Source organism: candidate division KSB1 bacterium (assembly GCA_022566355.1).
GTDB lineage: Bacteria > Zhuqueibacterota > JdFR-76 > JdFR-76 > DREG01 > JADFJB01.
On record JADFJB010000027.1, the window covers coordinates 1 to 25,434 of the forward strand.

Sequence of the window (25,434 nt, forward strand, 5' to 3'; positions counted from 1 at the left end):
TATTTGCATTTGTGATAATTTCTCCTACTTGCGACCAGCCATTTACTTTTTATTATCAATGCTGATAATCTCGTCCCCTTTAATTAATCCTATAGAGTGTGCTATGCTCTCTTTCTTTATGCTTTCTATCCGGGTCGAAGCAGAAGATAAACCGATCATCCATCTTGTAACCGGCATTGGCGTGATATTAAGTCCTATCTCCTCTCCATCACGAATAAACTTCATTTTAAGTTCTTTTCCCGCATTGGCTGAAATGTAATGAATAAATTCATTACCATTCTTCATTATTTTGTCATTTACCGATACTATTCTATCTTCAACCTGGAGTCCGGCTTCGATTGCCGGGGAAGTTGAATCCTGAAACATCGCAATCTTCTCTATTTCCAGGCTTGCCGCCGGTCTGATTCCTATTCGCTGAATGCCAATCTGATCGTCATATCTTGGATAAACAGTGAGATCTATAATCCGGTTGTCTCTTTCCACACTGATGTGTACACCCGAACTTACGTCAGACAGAGCTATTTCAGTAAAAATATCTTCAAAATCAGGGTCAGAATTATTATTAATGCGGACAATCTTGTCGCCATCTTGCATTCCCGCCTCCCATGCAGGCCAACCCGGCGTAACATCTCCTATTTCAGAGCCGATGAACGGAACGCCAACATTGAATGCCACTATAAACGCGACAAATGCAAGTAAGGCATTTAACGCGACGCCGGCGCACAGGACAGCAGCGCGCTGCCCGATTGTTTTTGACACAAATTCCCATTCTTCACCTGTATTTTCTTTAGAGTGCATCTCGCCGGCTAGTTTTACATAACCGCCTAAAGGTAAGATGGATAAACAATATTCAGTTTCACCTACTTTCTTCTTGAAAATGGCTGGCCCAAAGCCCAGTGAAAATGCATAGACCCTGACGCCAATCTTTTTTGCTACCAGGAAATGCCCTAGTTCGTGAATAAAAATTAGCATGCCAATCCCCACAACTACAAGGAGAACGTTTGAAGATATACTTAAGAAATGCATTTATAAACCTCCTGTCTTGCCCAACTATCAGATGCAATTACATCGTCTAAAGTAGGGTTATTAATTACCGTATGATTCATCATGGCCATTTTAACCAATTTTGTTATATCTGTAAATTTAATTTGATTGTTAAGGAAAGCGTCAACGGCAACTTCGTTAGCGGCATTTAGCGTAGAGCCCATTGTTCCACCGATTTTAGCCGCCTCATAACCAAGTGTCAATGAAGGAAATTTGTCAGTATCCGGTGATTTAAAAACAAGGTTTTCCACTTTTGTCAAATCTAATCGGCCAACATTAACCGGTTTACGCTCAGGGTAAGTAATAGCAAACTGAATTGGTACCCTCATATCCGGCAAGCCCATCTGTGCGATTACCGAACCATCACAGAATTCAACCATAGAATGAATAATGGATTGAGGATGAACTACTACTTCAATTTGTGAAACGTCCAGGTCGAAAAGCCATTTAGCTTCTATTATCTCCAATGCCTTATTCATTAACGTCGCCGAATCAATCGTAATCTTTTTACCCATTTCCCATGTTGGATGCTTCAAGGCCTGATCGCGTGTAACACTTGAGAGCTTTTCTTTCGGAAGATCGTAGAAAGGTCCGCCTGACGCCGTTAATATAATCTTGCTGATTTCATTCGCATTTCCTGCTCTGAGTGATTGAAAAATTGCGCTATGTTCACTATCAATGGGTATCAAAGAAACATTGTGTTTATCGAGTTCACTGTTTACTAATTCACCTGCCATCACCATCGTTTCTTTGTTCGCTAAAGCAACTGGTTTTCCCTGCTGAATAGCAGTAAGAGTTGGTACGAGTCCAATACCCCCAACAAGTGAATTCACCAATAAATCATAATGACAATTTTTCAGTGCTTCTTCAAGACCGTCATCGCCAATATATACGGCTATGTTTTGTTTTTCTAATAGATCGATGGCATCATAAACATCGTTATTATCTGTAAATATAACCGCTTCCGGTTTTAGTTCCTGGGCTTTTTCTACGGCAAAATCGACTTGTGTGTGAACGCTTAATAAGCTGACCTTAAATTTTTCCGGATAATTGCTAATTACCTCAAGAGTATTTCTTCCAATTGATCCACTAGCACCGAGGAGCGCGATCCGTTTCATCAACATACCTCAATAAATTGTGACTGGTAGTTTAGATTGATATGAAATTCCTCGGTTTCCAGCAAGCTATATTTTGATTGAATAGATTCAGCTGCCTTCATTTCGGAATTGGAAATTCTTCCATGATGCACACTCACTTGAACCATTTTTTCCCAAATCTGAGACATCATTTTTGCAAAATCATTAATATCAGGAATATGGCACAGAAATTCTTCTAAACACGCAGTATGCTTTTGCAAGTATTTCTCCATCATTTTTCGAGCTTGCTGGTTATTGTCAAAAACCTTAGCAGCTTTGAGGTGTTCCGATCCAATTAATATTGAACCGTGTTGTAAAACAACACCTGGAAACCGGCGTTGAGCGCTTCCTATTAACTTCCTATTGTTAACCATAATTTCATATCTTAGTGGCAAAGCAAAACAAAATTTTTCGTAATCAGGATTTACACTGTTACGATCCCGTTTCTCACTTTGTTGTGCATTTATACCAAGTTTTCGTAAACCTTCCAATAACCAATCTGATATTATTTGATAAGTTCCCAAAATTGATTTACGAAAAACCGGATTACCCGCAGGAATTATAACTGCATAAGTAAATTCTTTAGCATGTAAGACAGCTCTGCCACCGGTGGGTCTACGAGCTACATCAATTCCTAACTCCTGACAACTGACATATTCAATTTCAGAAATGGTTTGGTTAAATCCGATGGATAAACAGTAGGGATTCCAATCATAGAATCGAATTGTCGGCGGAGACAAGCCTTTCGCCACAGAATCGGCGATTACCGAATCCAGCGCCATATTGATCGCACCTCTTTTTTGAGGAGTTACTAATAATCGCCATTGATTCATTATTTTAGAATACCTCTTTCACTTGATTCAATAAAATCGATGATTTCTTTGATTTCATCAATCACTTCAAATTCTTCTTTGATTCTACTAACTGCTTGGGACACGTTTAACTTACTTCGAAATAATATTTTATATGCTTTTGAAATGCGATTAATTGCTTCTTTGCTGAAATTACGACGTCTAAGTCCTACGCTATTTGTTCCGGCATATTCTAAAGGTTCACCCGCTGCTAGTAAGAACGGTGGTATATCTTTTGGAATTCTAAATCCACCACCAATAAAAGCATGTTTCCCGATTCGCACAAATTGGTGGATAGGAACAAGTCCGCCAATTCCAACATAATCTTGAATTTCAACATGGCCTGCCATGTTTACTGAATTGGCAATAATAACATGATCACTTAATATACAGTCATGTGCAACATGCACATAAGTCATAAGAAAACAATTAGATCCAATTACCGTTTTAAAGCGATCAATGCTTCCCCGGTTAAGTGTGCAGTATTCGCGAATGATGGTATTATCTCCAATTTCAAGAGTTGTTTCTTCAGAATGATATTTTATATCTTGTGGAGCTGCGCCAAGAATTGCACCATGGTGAATTTCGCAATTATCGCCAATGCGTGTGCCCTTTACAATGAGAACGTTTGAACCGATCGACGTATTATTACCAATTATTACTTTATCTTCAATGATACTAAAAGGAGAAATTCTTACATCGTTACCTAATTCCGCACCTGGATTAACCAGTGCGGTCGGATGAATTTCAGCCAATGTTTTATTCTTTTGTGTTGGAAGTGTTATCATTATCGGTTTTCGGGTTGCGATCAACAACTGCAGCCATTAAATCGGCCTGAGCAACCATTCTATCATCAACAAAAGCCTTACCTTTCATTTTACAAAATCCTCTACGATACTTAACCATCTCTAATTCAAACCGGATTTGGTCTCCAGGAACGACAGGTTTGCGAAACCGAACATTATCAAGTCCTGTGAAATACATTAATTTATCTTCCGGATTTTCTTCACTGTCAAGCATCATAAATCCACCTACCTGTGCCATTGCTTCAATGATTAATACTCCCGGCATAATTGGGTGTCCTGGAAAGTGACCTTGAAAAAACGGTTCATTGATTGTCACATTTTTAATTCCTACTACTTTTTCTTTTGGAACAATGTCAACAATTCGATCTACCAAAAGAAATGGGTAGCGGTGGGGCATCACTTTTAGAATCGACTGAATATCAAATAGAGATTTATTGTCTCCACTTTTGTATTTCTTGGCAAGCATTTTCTTATCATACAATTTACGAATTTGTTTTACCAATTCTACATTTGCTTTATGACCGGAACGAGCACAAAGCACATGTGCTTGAATAGGCATTCCAAGAAGTGCCAGATCACCAATCAAATCTAGCGTTTTATGACGTACAGGTTCATTTTTAAAGCGAAGCTGTACATCATTCAACATACCATTTGTGCTTGGCTTTATTTTGTCATTGAGTTTAAGTAGATCCTTAAGCCGATTCAATTCATTATCATCAAGTTCTCTATCGATAATCACCAACCCGGAATCTAAATTCCCCCCCTTAATTAGACCATTGTTTGCAAGTTCTTCAACCTCATGCAAAAAACAAAAAGTACGAGCGGAAGCATATTCCGATTCAAATTCATCATTTAACGAGTACATGGATGTATATTGTGTTCCTAGTGCTGGGTTTTGATAATCTACCATAAACGTTATACGAAATTCATCTGATGGAAAAACAACAATATCAACTCCACGATTCTCTTCGCTATATGTTATAGTCTCATCAATGACGAAAATATTTCTTTGAGCCTCTTGGACTTCTACCCCGGCTTCTTTTAGTTTTTCTACAAACAGTAAGGCGCTTCCATCAAATACTGGTGGCTCGTTTCCATCCAGTTCGACATATACATTGTCAATATCCAATCCAAATATTGCAGCCAATACATGTTCAACAGTATGGACCTTATCCTCACCTTTTGCAATAGTCGTTCCGCGAGAAATATCTACAACATAATCAATTAAAGCGGGGATTTCAGGCCGATGATCTAAATCAACCCGAACAAACCGAACCCCTGTATTTTCCGGAGCCGGACAAAATTTTAAATGAGTCATATTTCCAGTGTGTAAACCAACTCCTGCTAAGGAAACCGATTTTTTAATCGTTCGTTGTTTTTTTATCATTCATCACCATCATGATTTTATTTATTTTTCTTAATCCACTAACTTTTCCAACTGAGCCACTTTTTCTTCAAGCTCTCTAACTCGTTTTATTAACTTTTGGACCTTACCGATAGACGCTTCCAATTTTAATTGTTCTTTGTGTGGCCGAGCTGGAAATCCAGATAAAACTAAATTATCCGGGTGTGATTTGGTTACACCAGCCCGTCCTCCAATTGCAACATTTTCACCAATGATAATATGTCCAGCCAGTCCAACCTGTCCACCAAATTTTGCATTTCTCCCAATTTTAGAACTTCCCGAAATCCCAGTTTGAGCAGCAATGACAGAGTTTTCTCCAATTTCTACATTATGGGCAATCTGAATAAGATTATCCAACTTAACTCCTCGTCTTATTGTAGTTGCACCAAGGGTTGCCCGATCGATACAACAATTGGCGCCAATTTCGACATCATCTTCTATAATCACTCTGCCAACTTGTGGAATTTTTGAGTATTGACCTTCATTCTCAGCATAACCGAATCCATCATTGCCGATTACCGAACCTGCATGTATAATAACACGATTGCCAATTTCAATTTCTTCTCTAATGGTTACATTCGGATAAATTGTTACTTCATCACCAATTAAGGTATTTGAGCCAATAAAACAATTCGGAAAGATAGTTGAATGATGACCAATTTTGACACCCTCTTCAATGTAAACATTAGCGCCTATTGAAATTCCATCTCCCAATCTCACCTTTTCTTCAAGAATTGCTGTTGGATGGATCCCTTCCTTTTGAATTTTAACATGATTATAAAAATGCTGCATCAACAGGGCAAATGCAACATTTGGATTTTCGCAAAGAATAAAAGGGATTTTACAATCCCAATTATCAAGCGGTAAAATAAGAGCAGAAGCTTTTGTTGATTCTATGAAATGATGATATTTACGATTGGTTAGAAAAGAAATATCACCTATTCTTGCGTATTCTAAAGATGCAATACCCTTTATTTCGGTATTTCCATCGCCAATAGTCTTGCCATCGACCAAATTGGCTATATCCGAAAGTTTCATTAATCGATAGCGATTTATAAGATTCCTATTCCAGGGTAACTTGACAGATAGCTATTCCGTGATACTTTTATTTAATTCTTCGATAACTTTGTCGGTTAAATTAGGTTGTTTGTCACTGGCATAAAGAATGTTTCCAGCAACACTATCAAAAATAAAGTCGAAATTCTCTGCTACACCGATATCCTTAATAACCTTGTTGATTACGTCAAAAATAGGTTTCAATAATTCGTTTTGTAACTTGAAGGCATCTCCATTTTGGCCCCATTTTTGATTTTGAAATCTTTGATATGAATCGTACATCGTCTGAATTTCACGTTGCAATTCGGTTTTTCTTTTTTCACTGAGCATTAATCCTTGTTGCTCTAACTGCTTATTCTTTTCCTGCATTGCAGTTTGCAAATCTTGCAATTCCTGCTGCCATTCCTGATTTTTGGCATCCAATTGTTTTTGCACATCTTGGGCTCCTTTGTAGCTCGCTAATATCTTTTGAGAATCGACATATCCAAATTTTTGTTGTGCAATTGAATTACCAACTATAAGAACACTACTGATTATAACCATCGATAATAAATTTCGAGCTTTCACTTTATCACCACTCTCCTTTATTTCAAGTACTATTAATTCACAAAATTTAAAACCCCCGGCCAAATACAAAATGAGGTTTCCAACCACCAAAACGTTTACCATCTTCAAAATTGTCAAAACCATATGCATAATCAAAACCAATCAACCCCAACATGGGCATGAAGATTCGAATTCCTACTCCTATTGATCTTTTTAAATCAAATGGATCCGTATCACCAATATTACTCCAAATATTTCCAGCTTCTGCAAATACCAATCCATAAGCTGTCGGATTATCTAGAAATGGCATTCGAATTTCCAACTGTTGTTTTAATAAAGTTCTTCCACCACTTACCAAAGCAGCCCCACCGTTTCCGGAAAGTGGGTCATCATATCCTCTTAACGGTGTTGATCGAGTTAATCCTGCACCTCCAATAAAGAATAATTCTAAATACGGAATTCGAGAGTCAGATCCAAAACCATCAAGATAACCCACATCCGTATTCGTGTGTAGAACCAATTTCCAAAGAAATGGATAATATCCGTTAAACGAAAATATATGTTTATGATACGCAACATTACCACCGAGAACTTTTCCAGCGAATTCATTGGTTATAGAAAACTCAGAACCTCTCGTCGGAAATTCTGCGCGATCCCGGCTATCTCGAGAAAGAGCATAGGTTATACTGCTGCTGGTTAATGGCCAATTTTCAGTAGCAATTCCATTGGGATTAAGCTTTGCGATTCGCTCTGAGAAATCTGAGAGACTGGTTTGGTCAATCCTATAGATGAAATCGCTACGAAAATAATTATCCGGCCATCGCATTCTTCGTCCAACTCTAAACGTTCCACCACGACTAGTTTGCTTATAACCGTAAAAAATGGAATTGTCCCGCTTTGAATCATAAAGTGAGATACCTGCCAAAGTTGGGGTATCGAAAAGCCATGGCTCTGTAAATCCTATTTGAAAGTTTCTAAAATAACGGCCAAATGTCCAATCAAAATTTAATCGTTGTCCATTCCCAAATAGGTTATTCATACCGACTCCGAGACTTCCTATAAGGCGGTCCCGTTCACTCCATCCAGCCGACATGTTGGCTTGGTCAGTAGATTTTTCTTCTACCGTAAATAGTATATCTACTTGCTCTTGGTTAACAGTGCGAACATCAGGGATTACATTACTAAAATAATTCATAATGAATATTTCACGATGGCTACGCATAAGAGCAGCACGACTAAATACATCGCCTGGTAGAATCCTCAACTCTCGACGTATTACTTTTTCTTTGGTTTTGGTGTTTCCCTCAACAAGAATCTTCCGGACTGTTACAGGATCACCTTCGTGAATAATGAATTTAATATCTAATTGATCTTGTCCTACAGGAATTTCTTGCGGAACTACTTGCGTAAAAATATAGCCATAATCATAATAGATACTGCTTAATTTATCCGTTACTGCTTTCTGTAATTCTTCCTGGTTATAATAATCTCCCTCTTTAATGTTCAGTAAATTGCTTAGCAGAACTGTATCAAACAGTTCATTTCCTTCCCAAGTAATTTTTCGTATTCTGTAACGAACACCTTCTTGAACCGTGATATCTATGAACAAATTCTCACGAGTTTCATCATAATAGATAGAATCTTTGACGATTTCCACATCTCGGAAACCATTTTTTCGATAGAAAGCAAGCAGTCTATCTTTATCTTCCTCATACTCTTTCTTTTTAAAATCTCCCCCAAACCACCACCACTTGTTTTCTTTCGTGTCCTTTAGTTGCTTTTTTAGCTTTCCATCATCGAAGTTTGTATTACCCGTGAAGGATATTTTTTTAATATTTACTTTTTGCCCTTCATCGATATTGAAAACAAGTTTAACACGGTTTGGTTTATCGCTTTTATTGGTATCAGCGGCCACACTTGTCAACAAAAAACCCTTTTCCTCATAGAGCTTAAGGATTGTATTTTCATTTCTTACGATTTTTGAAGGATTATAGATTTGGCCCGGATAAAGGTTCAAAGCTTCTTGAAGATCTCTTTCTTTAATTTTTTTGTTGCCTTCAAACGAATAACTCTCAACACGTGGATGTTCAGTTAATTCCAATCTTAAGTAATAATTATCTCCTACTTGACGTTCCACTCTTAATTGAATATCAGAAAAAATACCCAATCCCCAAAGCTGTTTTATTGACTTTTGGATTTGATCTCCGGATATTTCACTTCCTTCTGTCAATCCGGCTGTCATCAAAATAATATTCGCGTCGGTGGTTTGATTACCTACTACAGAGACACTAATTATTTTAATAGATTTCTTTTGTGCAATTGTCAAAGAACAAAATACCGTAATGTTTAAGCAAAAAAATGACAGAAATATAATAATTTTGTACGATCGTTTCAACATTAGGTCTGTACCTCCAAACTATTTTAAAATTCAAAAAAATGTCTAATTTGAATCCGTTTATCATCTCTTTCAGTGAGAAGTAAACGATCATAATTATACTGTAGTTCCAACAACAAATTTGGGTAAATTCTATATTCCAGATCTAATGAATGTCTTAATCCCAGGCCATCTCTCTGGTAAATTGGATCCAGCCCAACTTCTAATTGTCCCGAATATAATAGAAATACATTTTTACTGAGGTATTTGCCAACTGTCAGCTGTGTACTTCGGAAGAGTAAATACCTACGATGCCTGGTATCTATTTTGCTGTACGCATTTGAATTTAGAAATATAATATTTTTTGCAAAACTTGATCGAAATCGAATAACATCTAAGCCCAAAGTCTGCTCTAATTTCCTTTCAACTGGGCGAAAAAGCGGTCTAAATATTAGATTGTCAGTGCTAATACCAATCACATCCTTAGCTTTATCCGGGAAACTTTGCACAGAATAACCCAAACTCGCTAAAACCTGGATTTCATTTGATCCTACTATATTAGGATTATCAGAAGACAATCTAAATCTGACATCTTCATCCCATCTACCTTTTTCTAACTCTTGTTTTGTTTCAGGATCATAAAGATACATCGTTAAATAAATATTAGATGGGATTCCCAGAGAATCAGTAAATGTTGTTCTAGCTCTACCGTAAACTATTGGGAAAATATCATTTTTATCGAACTCGGCTGCAAATTTTTCAATTCCAAAATTGAAATCCAGGTATTCAATAGTACCTCTCGTCGATTGGAGTACCCCTTCTGAACGAAAGGTATCATCCTCAAATATACCTGTGAAATGCAAATCGCTTATCGGATCGATTGTTGCATTAATCCAAATATTGTCAAAAAAACCAGGTAACTGCTTTACGTAACGAACATCCTTAACCGGCACTAAATGCACATCCCAAACCATACTATCTAGTATTTTTTCTGTCAAACTAGGCTCAAGTGGAATGGGCTCCTCAAATTCAAACGGAAAAGTAAACGCTGCATTACTGACAAAGATTTCTCCTGTTGCTACAGGATGTTCTTCAGGACCTGATATCGTAAAATATTCCTTATTATCTTTCCCTTTAACCACGAACCACCCATTTTCATCGGGCTTCATTGCACCTGGGATATTCAAAGGAACACCCTTTTGATCTGTTTCATCAGATTTAAAATAGATAGTTCCGAAATTAAGCCCCCATTCTGTAATGAATAAGGGATTCGAATTATTATTATAGTTTAATGAATCAAATTTAGTAAATGCATAAAAAGAATGTTTTTTAATTGTACCACTTAAGTTAGTTACTGAAACAAATTGATTAACCGGGTTTAATTTCACGGTTGCTTCAATATTTTCTACAACCTGGGCAATACTTTTTAATTTAACCTTTCCATTTTTCAGGAGAACTTCACCCTCCGTATAAACGGGATTGCTATAACTCCCTCCAAATTCCCATTTAAATTTTGCTTCACTCTCTGTTTCCAAAACTTCAGGCATGTCACTAAACAAAATTGCTAACGCGTCTCCCTCGCCATTAAGTCGAATGTCCATATCTAATTCAGAAGTAAATGGCAAATAGCCTGTACCTGTAATTATAAATTTTTCATTTTTTTGAATGGTAGCATTTTGAATATAAAGTCCGGCAAGAGTACTATCATTTTCTGACTTAGAACCGTTTGTCGACAAATAATTCCCATTTGAAGCGATTAAGTTTGGAAATTTTCCTATTTTCATTTTTAATGTATCATATGGTATAAAAAATAACCATCCATCCCTAGCGGTGATTTCTCCGTTAATTTCAGGTTGTTTAAAACTATCTCGAATCGTTAGGTCAAAATCTCCTGAACCTTTTAGATAATCAAAGTCTTTTAAGATTAAATTCAAAACAGTCGAAATGTCTGTATCTGTTCCCTTAACCTTGACATCCAACATCTGTTTCTTGAGATCAATAGTTCCGGTTGCTTCAAACAGAGGGTTGTCTTCTTTAAACAAATTAAGCCTTTCAATAGTAAGCTTATTTCGAACCAGGTTCAACAACGCCTCTCCGGAATAATACCCCTCTCCTTTAAAAATAATATCTGAAAAACGTAAATCACTATCTACAATTGGAGCATCCACAGATCCACTGAGATTAATTTCGCCGTTAATTTGGCCCAGCACATCAAAACTGGGGTTAAGTAAAACACCATCCAAAATATAGATAATATCTGCATTTTTTAGCTCTAATTTACCTTCAATTTTGCGATCCCCGCTTAATTCGAGCCTTCCATTTGCAAAATAAAAATCCCCTAATTGATACTGTTTCACATTCAAATACTCAGGCCCAATCTCCAAATCCAGGTAACCGGGGATATTCCCACCAGTATCAGAATGATAAGAGATATCTCCCTGGATTTGCGTATTTTCATCAGATGAACTAAACACACCATCTATTTTAAATAATAAATTTGATTCACCGGTATAGATTGTTCGATTTGCGTTAAGGGTATAAGTAGAATAATTCCTGTCTCCGGTTACTTCTCCGCTTAACAGCAGTAATTTTTTTAAATGATGATGAAGTGGAATGTTTGCTATTTCCCATAAATTTCCACCGAAATTTTCAAATTTGACGAAAAACTGCGGAGAATGATTATTGAGTTTTACTTTTACATCAAGCTTGAATGGATTTTCGTCACAATCAACAATCAATTCAAAATTGTCATCATAAAAATTCAGTTTGCCCTCGATCACAGGTATCTGGCTACTGTCTAAAGTTACACCTGATATTTGAATATCAGAAAAAAATGAATACTTTTTAAAATCACTTTCAAAATGACCGTTCACATTAAATGGAAGAGTAACCAATTCTTTGTTGAGCTTTTGTGCAACTTTCTCAATTTTAGTAAGATCGCCCGAAACTTTGATATCCATAGATAATGTTGGATTCTCAGGTTTTATTGATATGACGCCTTTGCTATCCAGAAAAAGATTATGATAAAAACCTTTAGCTTTTTCAATCAAGAATTTGCCGGAAGAATAATTAAAATAAGTTTCCACCGAAGTAAACTTTTCACCGAAGATTTCAAAATTTGCAAGATCTATTGAACCGGAAAAAATAGGATTTTGGGTAGTATTTGTCACATGTACATCAAAATCCGCCAATCCTTTTAAACCAATTGTTGTTTTACCTCCCCAAATTTCATTATAAACTTTTTCCAGATTTGTTTGATTCGATTGAACAGTTAAATCAAATTCAGGATGAAAAATGTTATAAATATTTCCAGCAATTTCAAAATGGCTATCATAACAATTAAAATTACACGATATGAGTTCCAAATTCCAATCGTTAATTTTAACTTTAGAATTAAAATAATCAAGTTTCAATTTGCCTTGGAAAAGGGTCAAATCGGCGTCTGTAATAGAAATTTCACCATCCAGAGTTAAACTACCGTTTGGTTTTTCCTTTAAAACCCCACGGCCCATCAATTTTCCTTTTTCAATTTTCAATATCTTTGGATAAATCGATGGAATAGATGTTGATAAGTGGTTATCCCAAAGACTGACAGAGACGGAATCTATCCTCCCGGCCAGTAAATTAGCTTGACCTTCAAGAATTACATTTTCATTCCTTGAAGCAAACAACCTTCCGGATAGCCTCACAACAGATTTTGACATGTCTTTTGTACTTATCCAACCCTCAAGATTACTAATAAGAGATATTTCTTCATTCAAGCTATTAACCCAAACGACGGAGCCTTCTTTTATTACAAGCTTTCCAATAAAATTTATATCTAATAAGGTATTTTCATAAGTTTGTTTTAAGTTCTCCAAATCGATTTTGGGCTGTTCAGATTTGCTATTTGGATCTTTAGTGGGATTTCTTTTTATCCGGAAAACAGGCTTTTCCAACACTACATCGGAGATAATTCGGATTGGACTAAAATTATATTTTAAGGCATTGTAGTAACTAAATCCAAATTTGAGATTTTCAATATTTAGTTGGACTGATTGTTTTGGAAGTTCTAGTGAGACTCTTTTTAATGATATTGATTTTGGAGATAAATAGAGCTTGTCAATTTTTAACTTGCCTTCAAAATATGGCTGCACCTCAGATAAAATGTATTCTTTCAATCGATCTTCAACCGAATAGCTTTTCCAGAACATAAATATCCCGATTAGAATAATTACGAATCCAATGGTTGTAAAGGATAATATTTTTCGAAATTTCATTCGGTTTTATGAATTACTAAAGTTAAAGTTAAAATACTTATATGTAAACAATAGATCATTATCTCTTATTTTTTCCTTTAAGACCAACCTATTGAATATAATAAAGTTCCCCTGCTATTCATATTTCTTATGATGGCAATAATTGCTCGCTGACCCTTCCATATCGTCGTTCTCTTTTCTGGTACGACTGAATAGCTTGATATAAATTATCTCTTCTGAAATCCGGCCATAGTACATCTGTTATATAGATTTCTGTATAAGCTAGTTGCCATAAAAGAAAATTACTCAAACGAGCTTCACCACTTGTTCTCACCAATAGATCTGGATCCGGCAAATTTGCCGTGTAAAGGAAATTTGAAAATAATACCTCATCAATATCATCAATGGATATTTCGCCTGATTTTACTTTTTGCGAAATTACTTTTGTTACGTCGACAATTTCTCTCCTTCCGCCATAGCTCAGGGCGAGATTTAGTGTTAATCCAGTACAATGTTGAGTCTTTTCAATCGCATAATTCAAACTTTTTCGAGTAAGTAAAGGCAAATCTTCTAATTGGCCAATCGTTATTAAACGAACATTATTTTTAATTAAATCATTTAACTCATCTCTAATAGTATTGACCAATAAATGCATCAATGCACTAACTTCATCACGGGGACGTTTCCAATTCTCCATTGAAAAAGTATACAATGTAAGAATATCAATTTCTAATTCAGCGCACGCTTCAACGACGTCACGAACTGATTTAATAGCTTCCCGATGGCCTTTTACACGATTCAAACCTCGTTGCCCAGCCCATCTGCCATTCCCATCCATAATAACAGCGATATGGCGAGGTAAATTATCGGCATTTTTTAGTTGATTTAGAATTTCTTCATTTTTTGTCATTTTTTGCACTTTTTTTATCATTCACAATAATAAAAGTTTTATTGTCTAAAATCAAGGTAAAGTATTGAATAGAGCATTATAATAACGTTAGAATTAACTTTGTGTTATCTCATTCATATTTACCTCAGGTCAATTTTTCGGATTGAATTGTTCTGAAACTGTAAAAACGTTAAATTGGTATTAACTCTTTGGTTCTCCTCAAAAATATATCTACTTACTATTCCATCAAAAGAACGAATATTTTTCAACCTGTTTAGTAGCTCTTTTCGAGAGTTTGTAGCGGATTTTAGACCTTCCAGCAAAAAATTCATAGAATCAAATCCTGTTATCTCTAATTTCCCTGGTGTAGTCCCCATTGCCAGTCGAAAATTATTCCTGAATCTTATATAGTTTAAATCGGTCTCGTCAATCATAATATCTGTTGAAAATATAGCACCATCTACATATTTATCGTTGTCATTCAAAACGTCATAATCATTCCAATAATTACCACCCAAAAGTTGGGCTTTAATATTATAAAGTGCCAGTTGAGGTGTTACGTAAGATATTTGCTCTGTATAAACCGGAAGAAAAATTCCATCTATTGAAGTAACGGGCGTGGCTGTGGAATCAACAGGTTTGATTATTTTCTTTTTACCTTTTTTCTCTTTTTCTTTTGATTCAATTCTTTTTAATTCATTTATAACCGAGTCCACTTCACTGCGATTGTAAAACGGGTTTTCGAACAAAATTGAATCCCGCGTCATTTTTTGTAATCCAATTTTTCGAAACTGGCTGATTTGCTTACGCACGTCAGTAACACCCTCATAATACCAGGTTTCCGCCACAATGGTCCCATTTAACTGATCAATCTTTTGGGCAAAACTGTCAGCAATATTTCTCCCATATTTATCAGCTGGCGCAAGAATCGCGAACGATTTCAAATCTAAATAATTAAATGCAAATTCTGCTGTTTTTTCACCAATTACAGAAATATCCGGAGTCATCTGGAAAAGATTATTGCTGATATTGCTCAAACCGGATTCTATCGCAGTAGGTGCAATAACCGGAATTTCTAAGCGTTCTGTTATCTTAGCTACAATTGCTGTCTTATCACTCTCTAATTCCCCAATTATCCCGATGACATTATAGTTCTCGACCAGGGCCGTAGTTAAACCTATAGTCGGTAATATTTCACCTTGGGTATCAATTATATCTAACTCAATCCCTAACTCTTTAGCGATAGGATTGTTATTTAAAGCAAACTGAATCCCTCGCAACAAACTTTTTGCTTCTTCGGCAAAAAATCCAGATAACGGCAAAATTACACCTACTTTCAAATTCGCATGCGGTGCATTTTTAATAGCCACTAAATACTGATTGAATTCTTCTCTCAATCCTTCATTTTGAATATCCTTTATAATTTTCTCTAATATTAAAATCGCATTCTGAACATCACCCTGACGATAGGTTTTTATGGCGTCCGACAGTATAAATAAACTTTGGTTTTGCGCTGAAATATATCTATTTCGTAATGCTTGAACATTTTCATAATCTACATAATCGACAAGTAAGACTGAAAGGTTTTTCAGAATTGTAGTTTTAGGATTCATACCAGGTTTGTTTTCAAGAATTTCAAGGAGTGAACGAGAGGCATCTAAATATCGATTTTGCTTGAATGCAATGATTGATTTTAGGTAAAAAGCGTCTTCTAAGTATTCACTGGTTTTATAATTTTCGATTAGTGTTTGCAGGTTAACTACTGCTTCCCGGTATTTTCCCTGTTCATATTGTGATCTACTTAAAATGTAGAGCATTCCGGTAATCCGGTGATTAATTGGATAAATTTCCAACAAACTCTTTAATACTTCATCTACTAACTCATATCTACCGTTTGTAAAGTGATCCAGTACCTTTGGAAATATGTTTTCAACCTCTTTGATATATGGCACTTTTTTTAGCTGAGTTTGACTACCAAAGCTAGAATTTTGGAAAGCAAGTAGATTATTTGAGAAAAGTATGAATAAAACTAAGTAACTAACCCGGTTAATCAAACAGGTATACCTCCTCTCGTATGAATATTATGAATAAGCTTCAGAAATTCAGATGTGTTTATTCTACTGTTACACTTTTGGCTAAGTTTCTTGGCTGGTCAACATTGCATCCGCGTAAAATTGCAATATGATAAGCCAATAATTGTAAAGGAATGATTGTTAATAAGGGAGATAGAAAATCTAAAGTAGCAGGAACATAAATCACATGATCTACTAATTTAGCTATATCTTTATCACCTTCTGTCGCTACAGCAATTACTCTGCCACGTCGTGCTTTCACCTCTTGGATATTACTTAATATCTTTTCGTAGCTTTTATCTTTATTGGCTAAAAAAACGACTGGCATATTTTCATCTATCAATGCAATGGGGCCATGCTTCATTTCAGCGGCTGGATATCCTTCAGCATGAATATAGGATATCTCTTTTAACTTTAATGCACCTTCCAATGCAACGGGAAAATTATGGCCTCTGCCAAGATAAAGAAAATTTCTTGATTCGTGATATAAATTTGCCAACTCTTGTATTTGTTCATTTGCATCAAGGATTTTTTGAATCTTGTCAGGAATAGATTGCAATTCTCGTATTATGTCCTGTCCCTCTCGCCTGCTCATCCATTTCTTGCGAGCCAAAAGTAAAGCAATGAGTGTTATGACTGTTACCTGGGCAGTAAAAGCCTTTGTAGAAGCAACTCCAATTTCCGGTCCCACATGAAGATAAACGCCGGCAACGGTTTCTCTTGCGATGCTACTGCCGACTACATTACAAATTCCATAAACCGGATAGCGTAATTTTTTTACTTCACGTACTGCAGCTAGTGTATCCGCAGTTTCTCCGGATTGACTGATTGCCAAAACGATCGTTTCATGATCAAGAACCGGATGCCTATACCGAAATTCTGAGGCATAGTCTACTTCAACCGGTATTCGCCAGAATTCCTCAAAAATATATTCACCGATCAGGCTGGAATGCCAGCTGGTTCCACACGCTGTAATTATAAATCTGCTTGCTTTCAATAATTGATCGATCCTACTTTCTAAACCGCCTAAACGAACATTACCTTCTTCCGGTATTAATCTTCCTCGCATTGAATTGGCAATAGTTTCCGGTTGATCAAAGATTTCTTTAAGCATAAAATGTTCAAAGCCACCTTTTTCGACTGATTCAAGATCAAATGAAACTTTTTCTACATATTTTTCTACAGGCTGATCTCCAATTGTTTTGGTTGTAAAGGATTTAGAATGAAGGATTGCTAACTCTCCATCGTCAAGGTATACAACATCCCGAGTATAATTAATAATAGCAGTTGCATCCGAAGCCGCAAAATTCTCATCCTTCCCAATTCCGATTAGTAAAGGACTGCCATTTCTAGCAGCAACTATGCAATCAGGCTCATCTTTTGAAATGACAAGGATACCATAAGTCCCCTCAATTTCAGCCAATGCATAACGAATAGCTTTTTCAAAATTATCAACATAAAACGCTTCAATCAAATGGCAAAGAACTTCCGTATCTGTCTCAGTAGTAAAAATATGGCCACTCTTTTCTAATTCAGTTTTGATTGAAGAATAATTTTCAATAATTCCATTATGGATGAGAGCAATTCGTTGGTTGCAGTCCGAATGTGGGTGTGCATTTATTTTATTCGGTGCACCATGGGTTGCCCAACGGGTATGTCCAATACCAAGATTACCTGAAAGCTCAACTGATTGTATTTCATCTTCAAGTTCCGCAATTTTCCCGGAACGTTTTGCCACTTGAATATGAGAATCAGTTTGTACGGCTATGCCAGCTGAATCATATCCACGGTATTCCAGTCTTTTTAAACCTTCCATGATAACTGGAACCGCTTGCCTTTTACCAATATAGCCGATTATTCCACACATCTTAAGCCACTAAATTTAAATAATTAATAACCTAATGGAAAGTGCATATTTATTATTTCGATTAAAACCGGTAATTCCTTAATGATAAAGAGTGATAACATTTTAATTTTTCATTAGCTTGATTTGTAAAATTAAAGAGAAAAACAATGAAATTCAAACTTATACACAATGCTTCAAATGTTTTATAAACCAGTTATTCCCATTCAATTGTACTTGGAGGTTTAGAACTGATATCATAAACCACTCTGTTAACTCCCTTTACTTCATTAACAATTCTAGTAGATACTTTTGCCAACAGTTTAGTGGGAATTTCTGCCCAATCAGCTGTCATGCCATCAACGCTAGTCACTGCCCGTAAAGCTATGACATTTTCATAAGTCCTTTCATCACCCATAACCCCGACGGAACGTACGGGTAACAATACTGCAAATGCCTGCCATACATTGTTATAGTATCCAAATGATTTTAACTCATCAATGAAAATTTTATCAGCACGCCTTACAATAACAAGTTTCTCATCGGTAATATCACCAATAATTCGTACCGCTAATCCGGGCCCCGGGAACGGATGTCGATTTAATAACTCATCGGGTATATTTAGAAACTTACCGATTCGCCGAACTTCATCTTTAAAGAGCTCACGCAATGGTTCCAGCAATTCCAAATTCATAGTTTCAGGGAGGCCACCTACATTGTGATGAGATTTTATTGTGGCTGATGGCCCAACACTAGACTGGCTTTCAATCACGTCCGGATATAAAGTACCCTGTGCTAAAAATTGTATACCTTTAAATTTCCGTGCTTCATGTTCAAAGAGATAAATAAAAGTTTCACCAATGATTTTTCTTTTTTCTTCCGGATCAAATACATTTCTCAGTCTTTGTAAAAATATTTCAGTCCCATCTACACAATTCAGTGGAATTTTCAATTTACTATCAAACATATGTATTACTTGTTCTGCTTCATTCTCTCGCAACAAGCCATTATCAATAATAATTGCTACCAGTTGGTTACCAATGGCCCTGTGGAGAAGCTCGGCAAGAACAGTCGAATCTACACCGCCACTTACTCCGCATATTACCTTTGAAGATCCAACAACCGTTCTTATTTTTTCTAGCGTCGTATGTAAAAATGATTCCGAAGTCCATCCTTTATTTAAATTACAAATATTAAATAGGAAATTTGAGATGATCTTTTTTCCATTGTGAGTATGAGCTACTTCAGGATGAAATTGAATTCCAAATAATTTCCGATCAAAATGCTTGATGGCAGTAATGGGTGAATTATTTGTATGAGCAATTATTTCAAAACCCTTTGGGAGTTGGGTTAGTTTGTCTCCATGACTCATCCAAACAGTATTATTGCCAGGGATGGAATGGAACAATTCATTTTCTCGGGTAAAATGCAATTGTGCCGGGCCATATTCCCGTTGTGTTGATGGATCAACTTTACCACCTAATTGCTTAGCCATTATTTGCAGCCCATAACAAATCCCTAAAACAGGTAAACCTAGGTTAAAAATATTGGGATCGGAAATTGGAGCATTATCTTCATAGACTGAAGACGGCCCTCCCGATAGAATAATTGCTCCAGGTGGGTTTTTCTTTATATCAGCAATCGAGAAACTGTATGGCTTTATTTCCGAATATATCTCACATTCTCTAACCCTTCTCGCAATAAGTTGAGTATATTGCGAACCATAATCTAATACAAGAACCCAACCATTCGTTTGTTTAGACATTTAAGAAAATTCGAAGTCCCACGATCTCAGTTCATCAAGCGATTCATAATGAGTCAAATCATAATGAATAGGTGTAATTGATATCTTGTTATTTAAAATTGCAATATCATCTGCATCGGGTGGTTCCTGATCCAGGTTCACTTTTTGACCCGTTAGCCAATAGTATGTTTTTTTATGGGGATCTACCCTCATGTCAAAATTTTCACGATACATCGCCATACCCTGGCGAGTAATTTCTATACCCTTAATTTGATCTTCCGGAATTGCTGGAATATTGACATTTAAGTAAGTTGCCGGCCGCATTCCATTATTCAAAACTTTTAATGCTAATTTTCCGGCAAACTTTGCAGCGAATGAAAAATCTGCAGGCTCATATGTTGCCAGGGAGAAGGCAATAGAAGGGACACCCAAAATTGTTCCTTCCGTTGCTGCTGAAACAGTTCCGGAATAAAGAACATTAATCCCAGTATTGGAGCCGTGATTAATTCCCGATACGACTAGATCCGGTTTTCGCTCTTTTAATAATGCCCAATATGCTATTTTTACGCAATCAGCAGGAGTACCACTAACTCCGAAACCAAAAAATTCGCCGTTTTTATCGCATTTTGTAACTCTAAGAGGCGACAGCAAAGTAATGGCATGGCCAACAGCGCTTTGCTCACTTAAGGGAGCCACAACAATAACCTCGCCAATATTTTTCATTTCTTCGGCTAATGAGGCGATCCCCGAAGCATAAATACCATCATCATTTACAACCAATATAAAAGGAGGTTTTGTTTTATTTTGCATAAGAGTTAGCGTTCCAAAGAATTCGAATGATCTGACTAATTTTTTCTTTTAATTCTACCCTCGGAACAATTGCATCAACAAAACCATGCTTAAGTTGAAATTCAGCTCTCTGAAATCCCTCAGGTAAATCTTCACCTATCGTTTGTTTAATAACTCTTGGACCTGCAAATCCGATTAATGCACCGGGTTCTGCAAGTATAATATCACCTAACATAGCATAACTTGCGGTTACACCACCGGTAGTTGGATTTGTTAAAACCGAAATGAAGAGACCGCCACTGTCAGAATATCTAGCCAACAAAGCTGATGTTTTGGCCATTTGCATAAGGGATAAAGCCCCTTCCATCATTCTTGCGCCACCGGATGCTGAAATAATTATAAGTGGCCATTTTTCCCGGTAAGCAAGCTCAATAGCTCGTGCAATTTTTTCTCCGACAACACTCCCCATACTTCCACCAATAAAAGCAAAATCCATTACCGAAATAATTACCGGAATTCCATCAATCTTCCCACGTCCGGATCTTACGGCTTCATTTAGCCCGGATTTCTTAGCATGATCTCGTAATTGATCTGCATATTTCTTTGCTCCCTTGAATTTTAAGGGATCAACGGAGGAAATTTTTTCGTCAAACTCACTAAAGGAACCTTCATCAAGAAGCATTGAAAAATATTGATGACTTCGAATTTTGAAATGAAGATCACACTTTGAGCAAACATACAAATTCCGTTCCAACTCCTTTCGATAGAGAATTTCACTACATTGATCACATCGAATCCATAAACCATCGGGAATATGTTTTTTTTCGGTGGTTATTACACCTTTTTCTTTTCTTTTAAACCAAGACATCTAAGCTCCAAATTCGATCAAAACGATGCAACTTCAAAATTTGAATCATGAGTGTGTGGTAAATATCTTTGCATAACAATCGCATTTTCACCGTTTCGATAGTATTTTCTTCTTACACCAATTTCTTCAAAACCAAATTTTTTATATAAATTAATTGCCGCTAAATTTTTTTCTCGTACTTCCAGGAATGCTCTAATTAATTTTCGCTTCAATCCTTCCTCAAAAATAACATTCATAAACAAACTGGCTAGTCCTAAATTGCGATATTGAGGATCAATCGCAATATTTGCTAGATGTAATTCATCCTGGATAAACCATGTTACCGCAAAACCTATTACCTTTGTCTCTAATTCCATTACTAAAGTATAGCTCACTTTGTTTTCCATAACTTCGTGACAAAAATGTGAAAAAGTCCAGGGATCAGGATAAATCTGACATTCAAGCTTATGTACTTCTTCAAGGTCTGCTATAGTCATTTTTCTAATTACAATCTCGCAGCCATTTGGTAATTTATACCGATTGCCAATACCATTGTTTGTGTTTGTCATTTTTTTAAACTAATTCTTAATCGGAAAATCATGCATATAATAAGGTGTAACATGTTGAATATCTTCTTTTATCCCTTGTTTTAGATTCAGCTCACCCAACAATGCAATCCATCGTGCTTCGGGAAAACTATTCGATAAAACGTAATCTCTTCCATTATTCATCAAAGAGGATAGCTTATCCTTATCTTCTTTTCTTAATAGCCCAACAAAATAGACGGGTTGCTTCAAATCCTTCACAATATCATCCAAAGTATTCGTAAAATATTCACTTTGTCTTTCAACCTTTGAATTTGACAACGTAAAAAATGCATAAAAATATTCATTACTGCGAAATCGAATCAACGGACAAATTAATTTATTTTGATTTCTTCCATGTTGCGCTAATGCATCCAGACTATTCACGACCGTTAATGGTTTTTCCCAGCAAAAAGCCAACGACTTTGCGATACTCAGGCTGATTCTTAATCCCGTATAAGAACCGGGACCGATTGAAACTGAAATCCCATCCAGTTCTCTTCCATTCACATTTGCTGACTTTAATATATAATCCATCAATTGGATGAGATTATTCTTTTTTGATTTAGCTTGGTTAATAAGGAATTGCCCTTTTAATTCACCGTTTTGTGTAACTGCCACAGAATTCATAAAAGTAGATGCTTCCAAACCTAAAACAAGCATGACTGATTTTCGAAATTTTAATTCCAAAAACAATAAAAACTGTGCATAAAAGTTTTTGAAAAATAATCGCTAATCTTTTTCATCTACATTATAATCGTGATATTTTCTCAATGGAATATCAATTATTTGATCGGAGATAATTTCAATTTTACGCTCATTCACTTTCATACTTTTTTCGTATTCTAAATTAATTTTTATTGCCTGGTCAGGTATTTGATCCATTATTCGATCCGGCCACTCAATTATAGAAAGTCCATCGTTATAAAAATATTCATCCAAGCCTAAATCAATCAAATCAGAATTTGATGTCAACCGATAAAAATCAAAATGATAAATTACAAGTTCGCCTGAATATAAATTCATAATTGTGTATGTGGGGCTAGTTATAGGCTCGAAAACCCCCAAACCCTGGCTGATACCCCTCACCATTGTAGTTTTACCGCTGCCTATATTTCCAAACAATGCAACGATCATTCCTTTTTTAAGCTGTTTTGCCAGTATTTGTCCAACATGAAGGGTTTCATCTACTGAACGACTTTTTAAGCAGATTTTATTCTTTGAGGGTAATTTTATTTCCCCCAAATTTAAATTCAAAACCATTTATTTTGGATCCAATTTAAGGACAGGCAGAATTATTTCCTCCATCGAAACACCACCATGTTGAAAGCTGTCTTTGTAATAATTCAAATATTTATGGTAATTTGTAGGGTAAACAAAATAATAATCTTCTCTTGCAATTATATAATGAACATTAACACCCCTAGCAGGCAATTTATAATCCTTTGGATTTTTTACCATGATTGCATGTTTAGAATCACACTTAATATTTCTGCCAAATTTGTACCGTAAATTTGTTGATGTTTCACGATCACCAATAACTTTAGCACCTCTCATGCTGCGAATACTTCCATGATCCGATGTCATCACCACAGTAACATCTTCTTGGGCCAACAGCCTCAAAACTCTGAATAAAAAAGAATGGGTAAACCATGAGCGGGTTAAGGATCGAAATGCAGCTTCATCAGGTACGATTTCTTTAAGAATATCAGATGTACTGCGGTTATGCGCAAAAATATCTACGATATTGACGACAACAGAGAGTAAAGGCGACTGTAAATAAGAGGCTAGATTTTTCTCCAGGTTTTTACCCTCCTGGCTGTCTAAAATTTTGATGTACTTGGGTTCCGGTTTTAAATCCAAACCTTTCGATTTTAGTTGTAAGTCTAACAACTGCCTTTCATATCTATTCCGACTAAAATCATCTTCACTTCCATTTGTCCATAAATCTTTGTATTTACTTTCAACTTCACTGGGAAAAAGCCCACTAAAAATTGCATTCCTGGAATATGGTGTTGCTGTGGGAAGTATTGAATAATAATAATCTTTTCTAATATGAAAATATGGAAAAAGTAATGATTCGATCGCCAGCCATTGGTCCAATCGCATATTATCAATTATGATAAAAACTATTTTCTTCCCTCCTTCAATTAAAGGAATAATATGTTTGCTAACTATTTGGTGTGATAAAACCGGGGCATCGCTGCTGCCATTGACCCATTGTATATAGTTCGCTTCAAAGAATCGCCCAAAATCAATGTTACAGGATCTCTTTTGTTCGAATAGTACTTCCCCAAGACCTAAATCCGGGTGCTGTTCAAGCTCAATCTCCAAACCGACTAACTTTTGGTATACTTCTAGCCAATCTTGCCAGTTTAAGAAATCCATCATTTTTGTTACGATGGCGTGGAACTCCTGGGTGTAATCTTTTGTAAATCTATCCCCTGTAATTTTTTGTCTTTCAAGTATCTTTTTACAAGTCAGAAGAATTTGACTTGGGTTAACCGGTTTTGTCAGGTAATCATCGATTTTACTCCCAATCGCATCTTCCATTAATGATTCTTCTTCATTCTTTGTAATCATTACTACTGGCAAAGAAGGATTGATTTCTTTTATCTCCACCAAGGCCTCCAAACCGCCTTTGCCACTCATCATTTCATCAAGTAGAACAAGATCAAAACTCTCTTGATGTAACAATGCAATCGCATCATCTGCGTTGGTCACCGGTGTTACTAAATATCCTTTCTCTTTTAGGAATAAAATGTGAGATCTGAGAAGTTCAATCTCGTCGTCAACCCAAAGAATTTTTCCTTTTATCAGATCCATAATTCTAAAATAACCCAGTAAGTGTTTACTCCTAGCCAATATCTCAATTATTGAAGTCCTATGTTAATAAAATTCTGCAGCATTTTCAATACTTTCTAACTTTCACACAAACATAAAATGTTGCACAACTTTATAATTATTTTATACTTATAAATCAATCTTTCTAACTATTTTATCGGTGGCATACTAAACTTGAATGATTCTTGATATTCTTTTTTGATCGTTGTAATATTTAGTTAGTGATTTTGGTTTTTTCAGACTTCCAACAACAATGAGTTTTATACAATAACCAATGGAGACGGACATAAAATTTTGAGAAAATTGAAGTTTTTACTAACCTGGATAATTCATAGCCACCAAGACTCAAAGACACAAAGCTTTAAA

Annotated in this window: 19 protein-coding genes; all 19 read right to left on the minus strand. The window is 36.0% G+C overall.

Annotation, left to right across the window (positions count from 1 at the left end; all coding sequences use genetic code 11):
* Positions 1–42 precede the first annotated feature (42 nt).
* The gene (gene rseP / locus IIC38_06840) at positions 43–1,026 is read right to left on the minus strand and encodes an RIP metalloprotease RseP (GenBank protein MCH8125661.1); all 984 of its coding nucleotides are present in this window, start codon (positions 1,024–1,026) and stop codon (positions 43–45) included.
* Positions 1,014–2,162, minus strand: coding sequence for a 1-deoxy-D-xylulose-5-phosphate reductoisomerase (locus tag IIC38_06845; protein ID MCH8125662.1), 1,149 nt, complete (start codon positions 2,160–2,162; stop codon positions 1,014–1,016). Before IIC38_06845 ends, rseP begins: the two co-directional genes overlap by 13 nt.
* On the minus strand, positions 2,162–3,013 hold the full coding sequence (locus IIC38_06850; GenBank protein MCH8125663.1) for a lipoate--protein ligase family protein: 852 nt from the start codon (positions 3,011–3,013) through the stop codon (positions 2,162–2,164). The genes IIC38_06845 and IIC38_06850 overlap by 1 nt, the downstream gene beginning before the upstream one ends.
* Positions 3,013–3,819: an acyl-ACP--UDP-N-acetylglucosamine O-acyltransferase gene (gene lpxA, locus IIC38_06855; GenBank protein ID MCH8125664.1), complete on the minus strand. Its 807-nt coding sequence runs from the start codon at positions 3,817–3,819 to the stop codon at positions 3,013–3,015. The genes IIC38_06850 and lpxA overlap by 1 nt, the downstream gene beginning before the upstream one ends.
* Positions 3,791–5,224, minus strand: a complete 1,434-nt coding sequence (locus IIC38_06860; GenBank protein ID MCH8125665.1) for a bifunctional UDP-3-O-[3-hydroxymyristoyl] N-acetylglucosamine deacetylase/3-hydroxyacyl-ACP dehydratase — start codon at positions 5,222–5,224, stop codon at positions 3,791–3,793. The genes lpxA and IIC38_06860 overlap by 29 nt, the downstream gene beginning before the upstream one ends.
* A 30-nt stretch (positions 5,225–5,254) precedes the next feature.
* A complete protein-coding gene (lpxD, locus tag IIC38_06865) occupies positions 5,255–6,280 on the minus strand; it encodes a UDP-3-O-(3-hydroxymyristoyl)glucosamine N-acyltransferase (protein MCH8125666.1) in 1,026 nt (341 codons plus the stop codon).
* 51 nt (positions 6,281–6,331) lie between these two features.
* Entirely contained in the window at positions 6,332–6,865 is a 534-nt protein-coding gene (locus IIC38_06870) for an OmpH family outer membrane protein (GenBank protein MCH8125667.1), read from the minus strand.
* A 46-nt stretch (positions 6,866–6,911) separates the two neighbouring features.
* Positions 6,912–9,242, minus strand: coding sequence for an outer membrane protein assembly factor BamA (gene bamA, locus IIC38_06875; GenBank protein ID MCH8125668.1), 2,331 nt, complete (start codon positions 9,240–9,242; stop codon positions 6,912–6,914).
* A gap of 23 nt (positions 9,243–9,265) precedes the next feature.
* Positions 9,266–13,477: a hypothetical protein gene (locus IIC38_06880; GenBank protein MCH8125669.1), complete on the minus strand. Its 4,212-nt coding sequence runs from the start codon at positions 13,475–13,477 to the stop codon at positions 9,266–9,268.
* 127 nt (positions 13,478–13,604) lie between these two features.
* Complete coding sequence (locus IIC38_06885) at positions 13,605–14,366, minus strand: isoprenyl transferase (protein MCH8125670.1); 762 nt, start codon at positions 14,364–14,366, stop codon at positions 13,605–13,607.
* 119 nt (positions 14,367–14,485) lie between these two features.
* On the minus strand, positions 14,486–16,399 hold the full coding sequence (locus tag IIC38_06890; protein ID MCH8125671.1) for a penicillin-binding protein activator: 1,914 nt from the start codon (positions 16,397–16,399) through the stop codon (positions 14,486–14,488).
* A 58-nt stretch (positions 16,400–16,457) separates the two neighbouring features.
* On the minus strand, positions 16,458–18,284 hold the full coding sequence (gene glmS / locus IIC38_06895; protein ID MCH8125672.1) for a glutamine--fructose-6-phosphate transaminase (isomerizing): 1,827 nt from the start codon (positions 18,282–18,284) through the stop codon (positions 16,458–16,460).
* A gap of 193 nt (positions 18,285–18,477) precedes the next feature.
* Positions 18,478–20,025, minus strand: a complete 1,548-nt coding sequence (guaA, locus tag IIC38_06900; GenBank protein MCH8125673.1) for a glutamine-hydrolyzing GMP synthase — start codon at positions 20,023–20,025, stop codon at positions 18,478–18,480.
* The gene (surE, locus tag IIC38_06905; protein MCH8125674.1) at positions 20,026–20,814 is read right to left on the minus strand and encodes a 5'/3'-nucleotidase SurE; all 789 of its coding nucleotides are present in this window, start codon (positions 20,812–20,814) and stop codon (positions 20,026–20,028) included. It abuts the gene before it with no gap.
* Positions 20,804–21,661 carry an acetyl-CoA carboxylase carboxyltransferase subunit beta gene (locus IIC38_06910; GenBank protein MCH8125675.1) on the minus strand — a complete coding sequence of 286 codons (858 nt, stop codon included), beginning with the start codon at positions 21,659–21,661 and terminating at the stop codon, positions 20,804–20,806. Before IIC38_06910 ends, surE begins: the two co-directional genes overlap by 11 nt.
* Before the next feature lie 17 nt (positions 21,662–21,678).
* Positions 21,679–22,137, minus strand: a complete 459-nt coding sequence (gene rimI / locus IIC38_06915; GenBank protein MCH8125676.1) for a ribosomal protein S18-alanine N-acetyltransferase — start codon at positions 22,135–22,137, stop codon at positions 21,679–21,681.
* Positions 22,138–22,218: 81 nt separating this feature from the next.
* Positions 22,219–22,887, minus strand: a complete 669-nt coding sequence (gene tsaB, locus IIC38_06920) for a tRNA (adenosine(37)-N6)-threonylcarbamoyltransferase complex dimerization subunit type 1 TsaB (GenBank protein MCH8125677.1) — start codon at positions 22,885–22,887, stop codon at positions 22,219–22,221.
* A gap of 69 nt (positions 22,888–22,956) precedes the next feature.
* Positions 22,957–23,487, minus strand: coding sequence for a tRNA (adenosine(37)-N6)-threonylcarbamoyltransferase complex ATPase subunit type 1 TsaE (gene tsaE, locus IIC38_06925; GenBank protein MCH8125678.1), 531 nt, complete (start codon positions 23,485–23,487; stop codon positions 22,957–22,959).
* Positions 23,488–25,050: a response regulator gene (locus IIC38_06930; GenBank protein ID MCH8125679.1), complete on the minus strand. Its 1,563-nt coding sequence runs from the start codon at positions 25,048–25,050 to the stop codon at positions 23,488–23,490. It abuts the gene before it with no gap.
* Between the last annotated feature and the right edge of the window lie 384 nt (positions 25,051–25,434).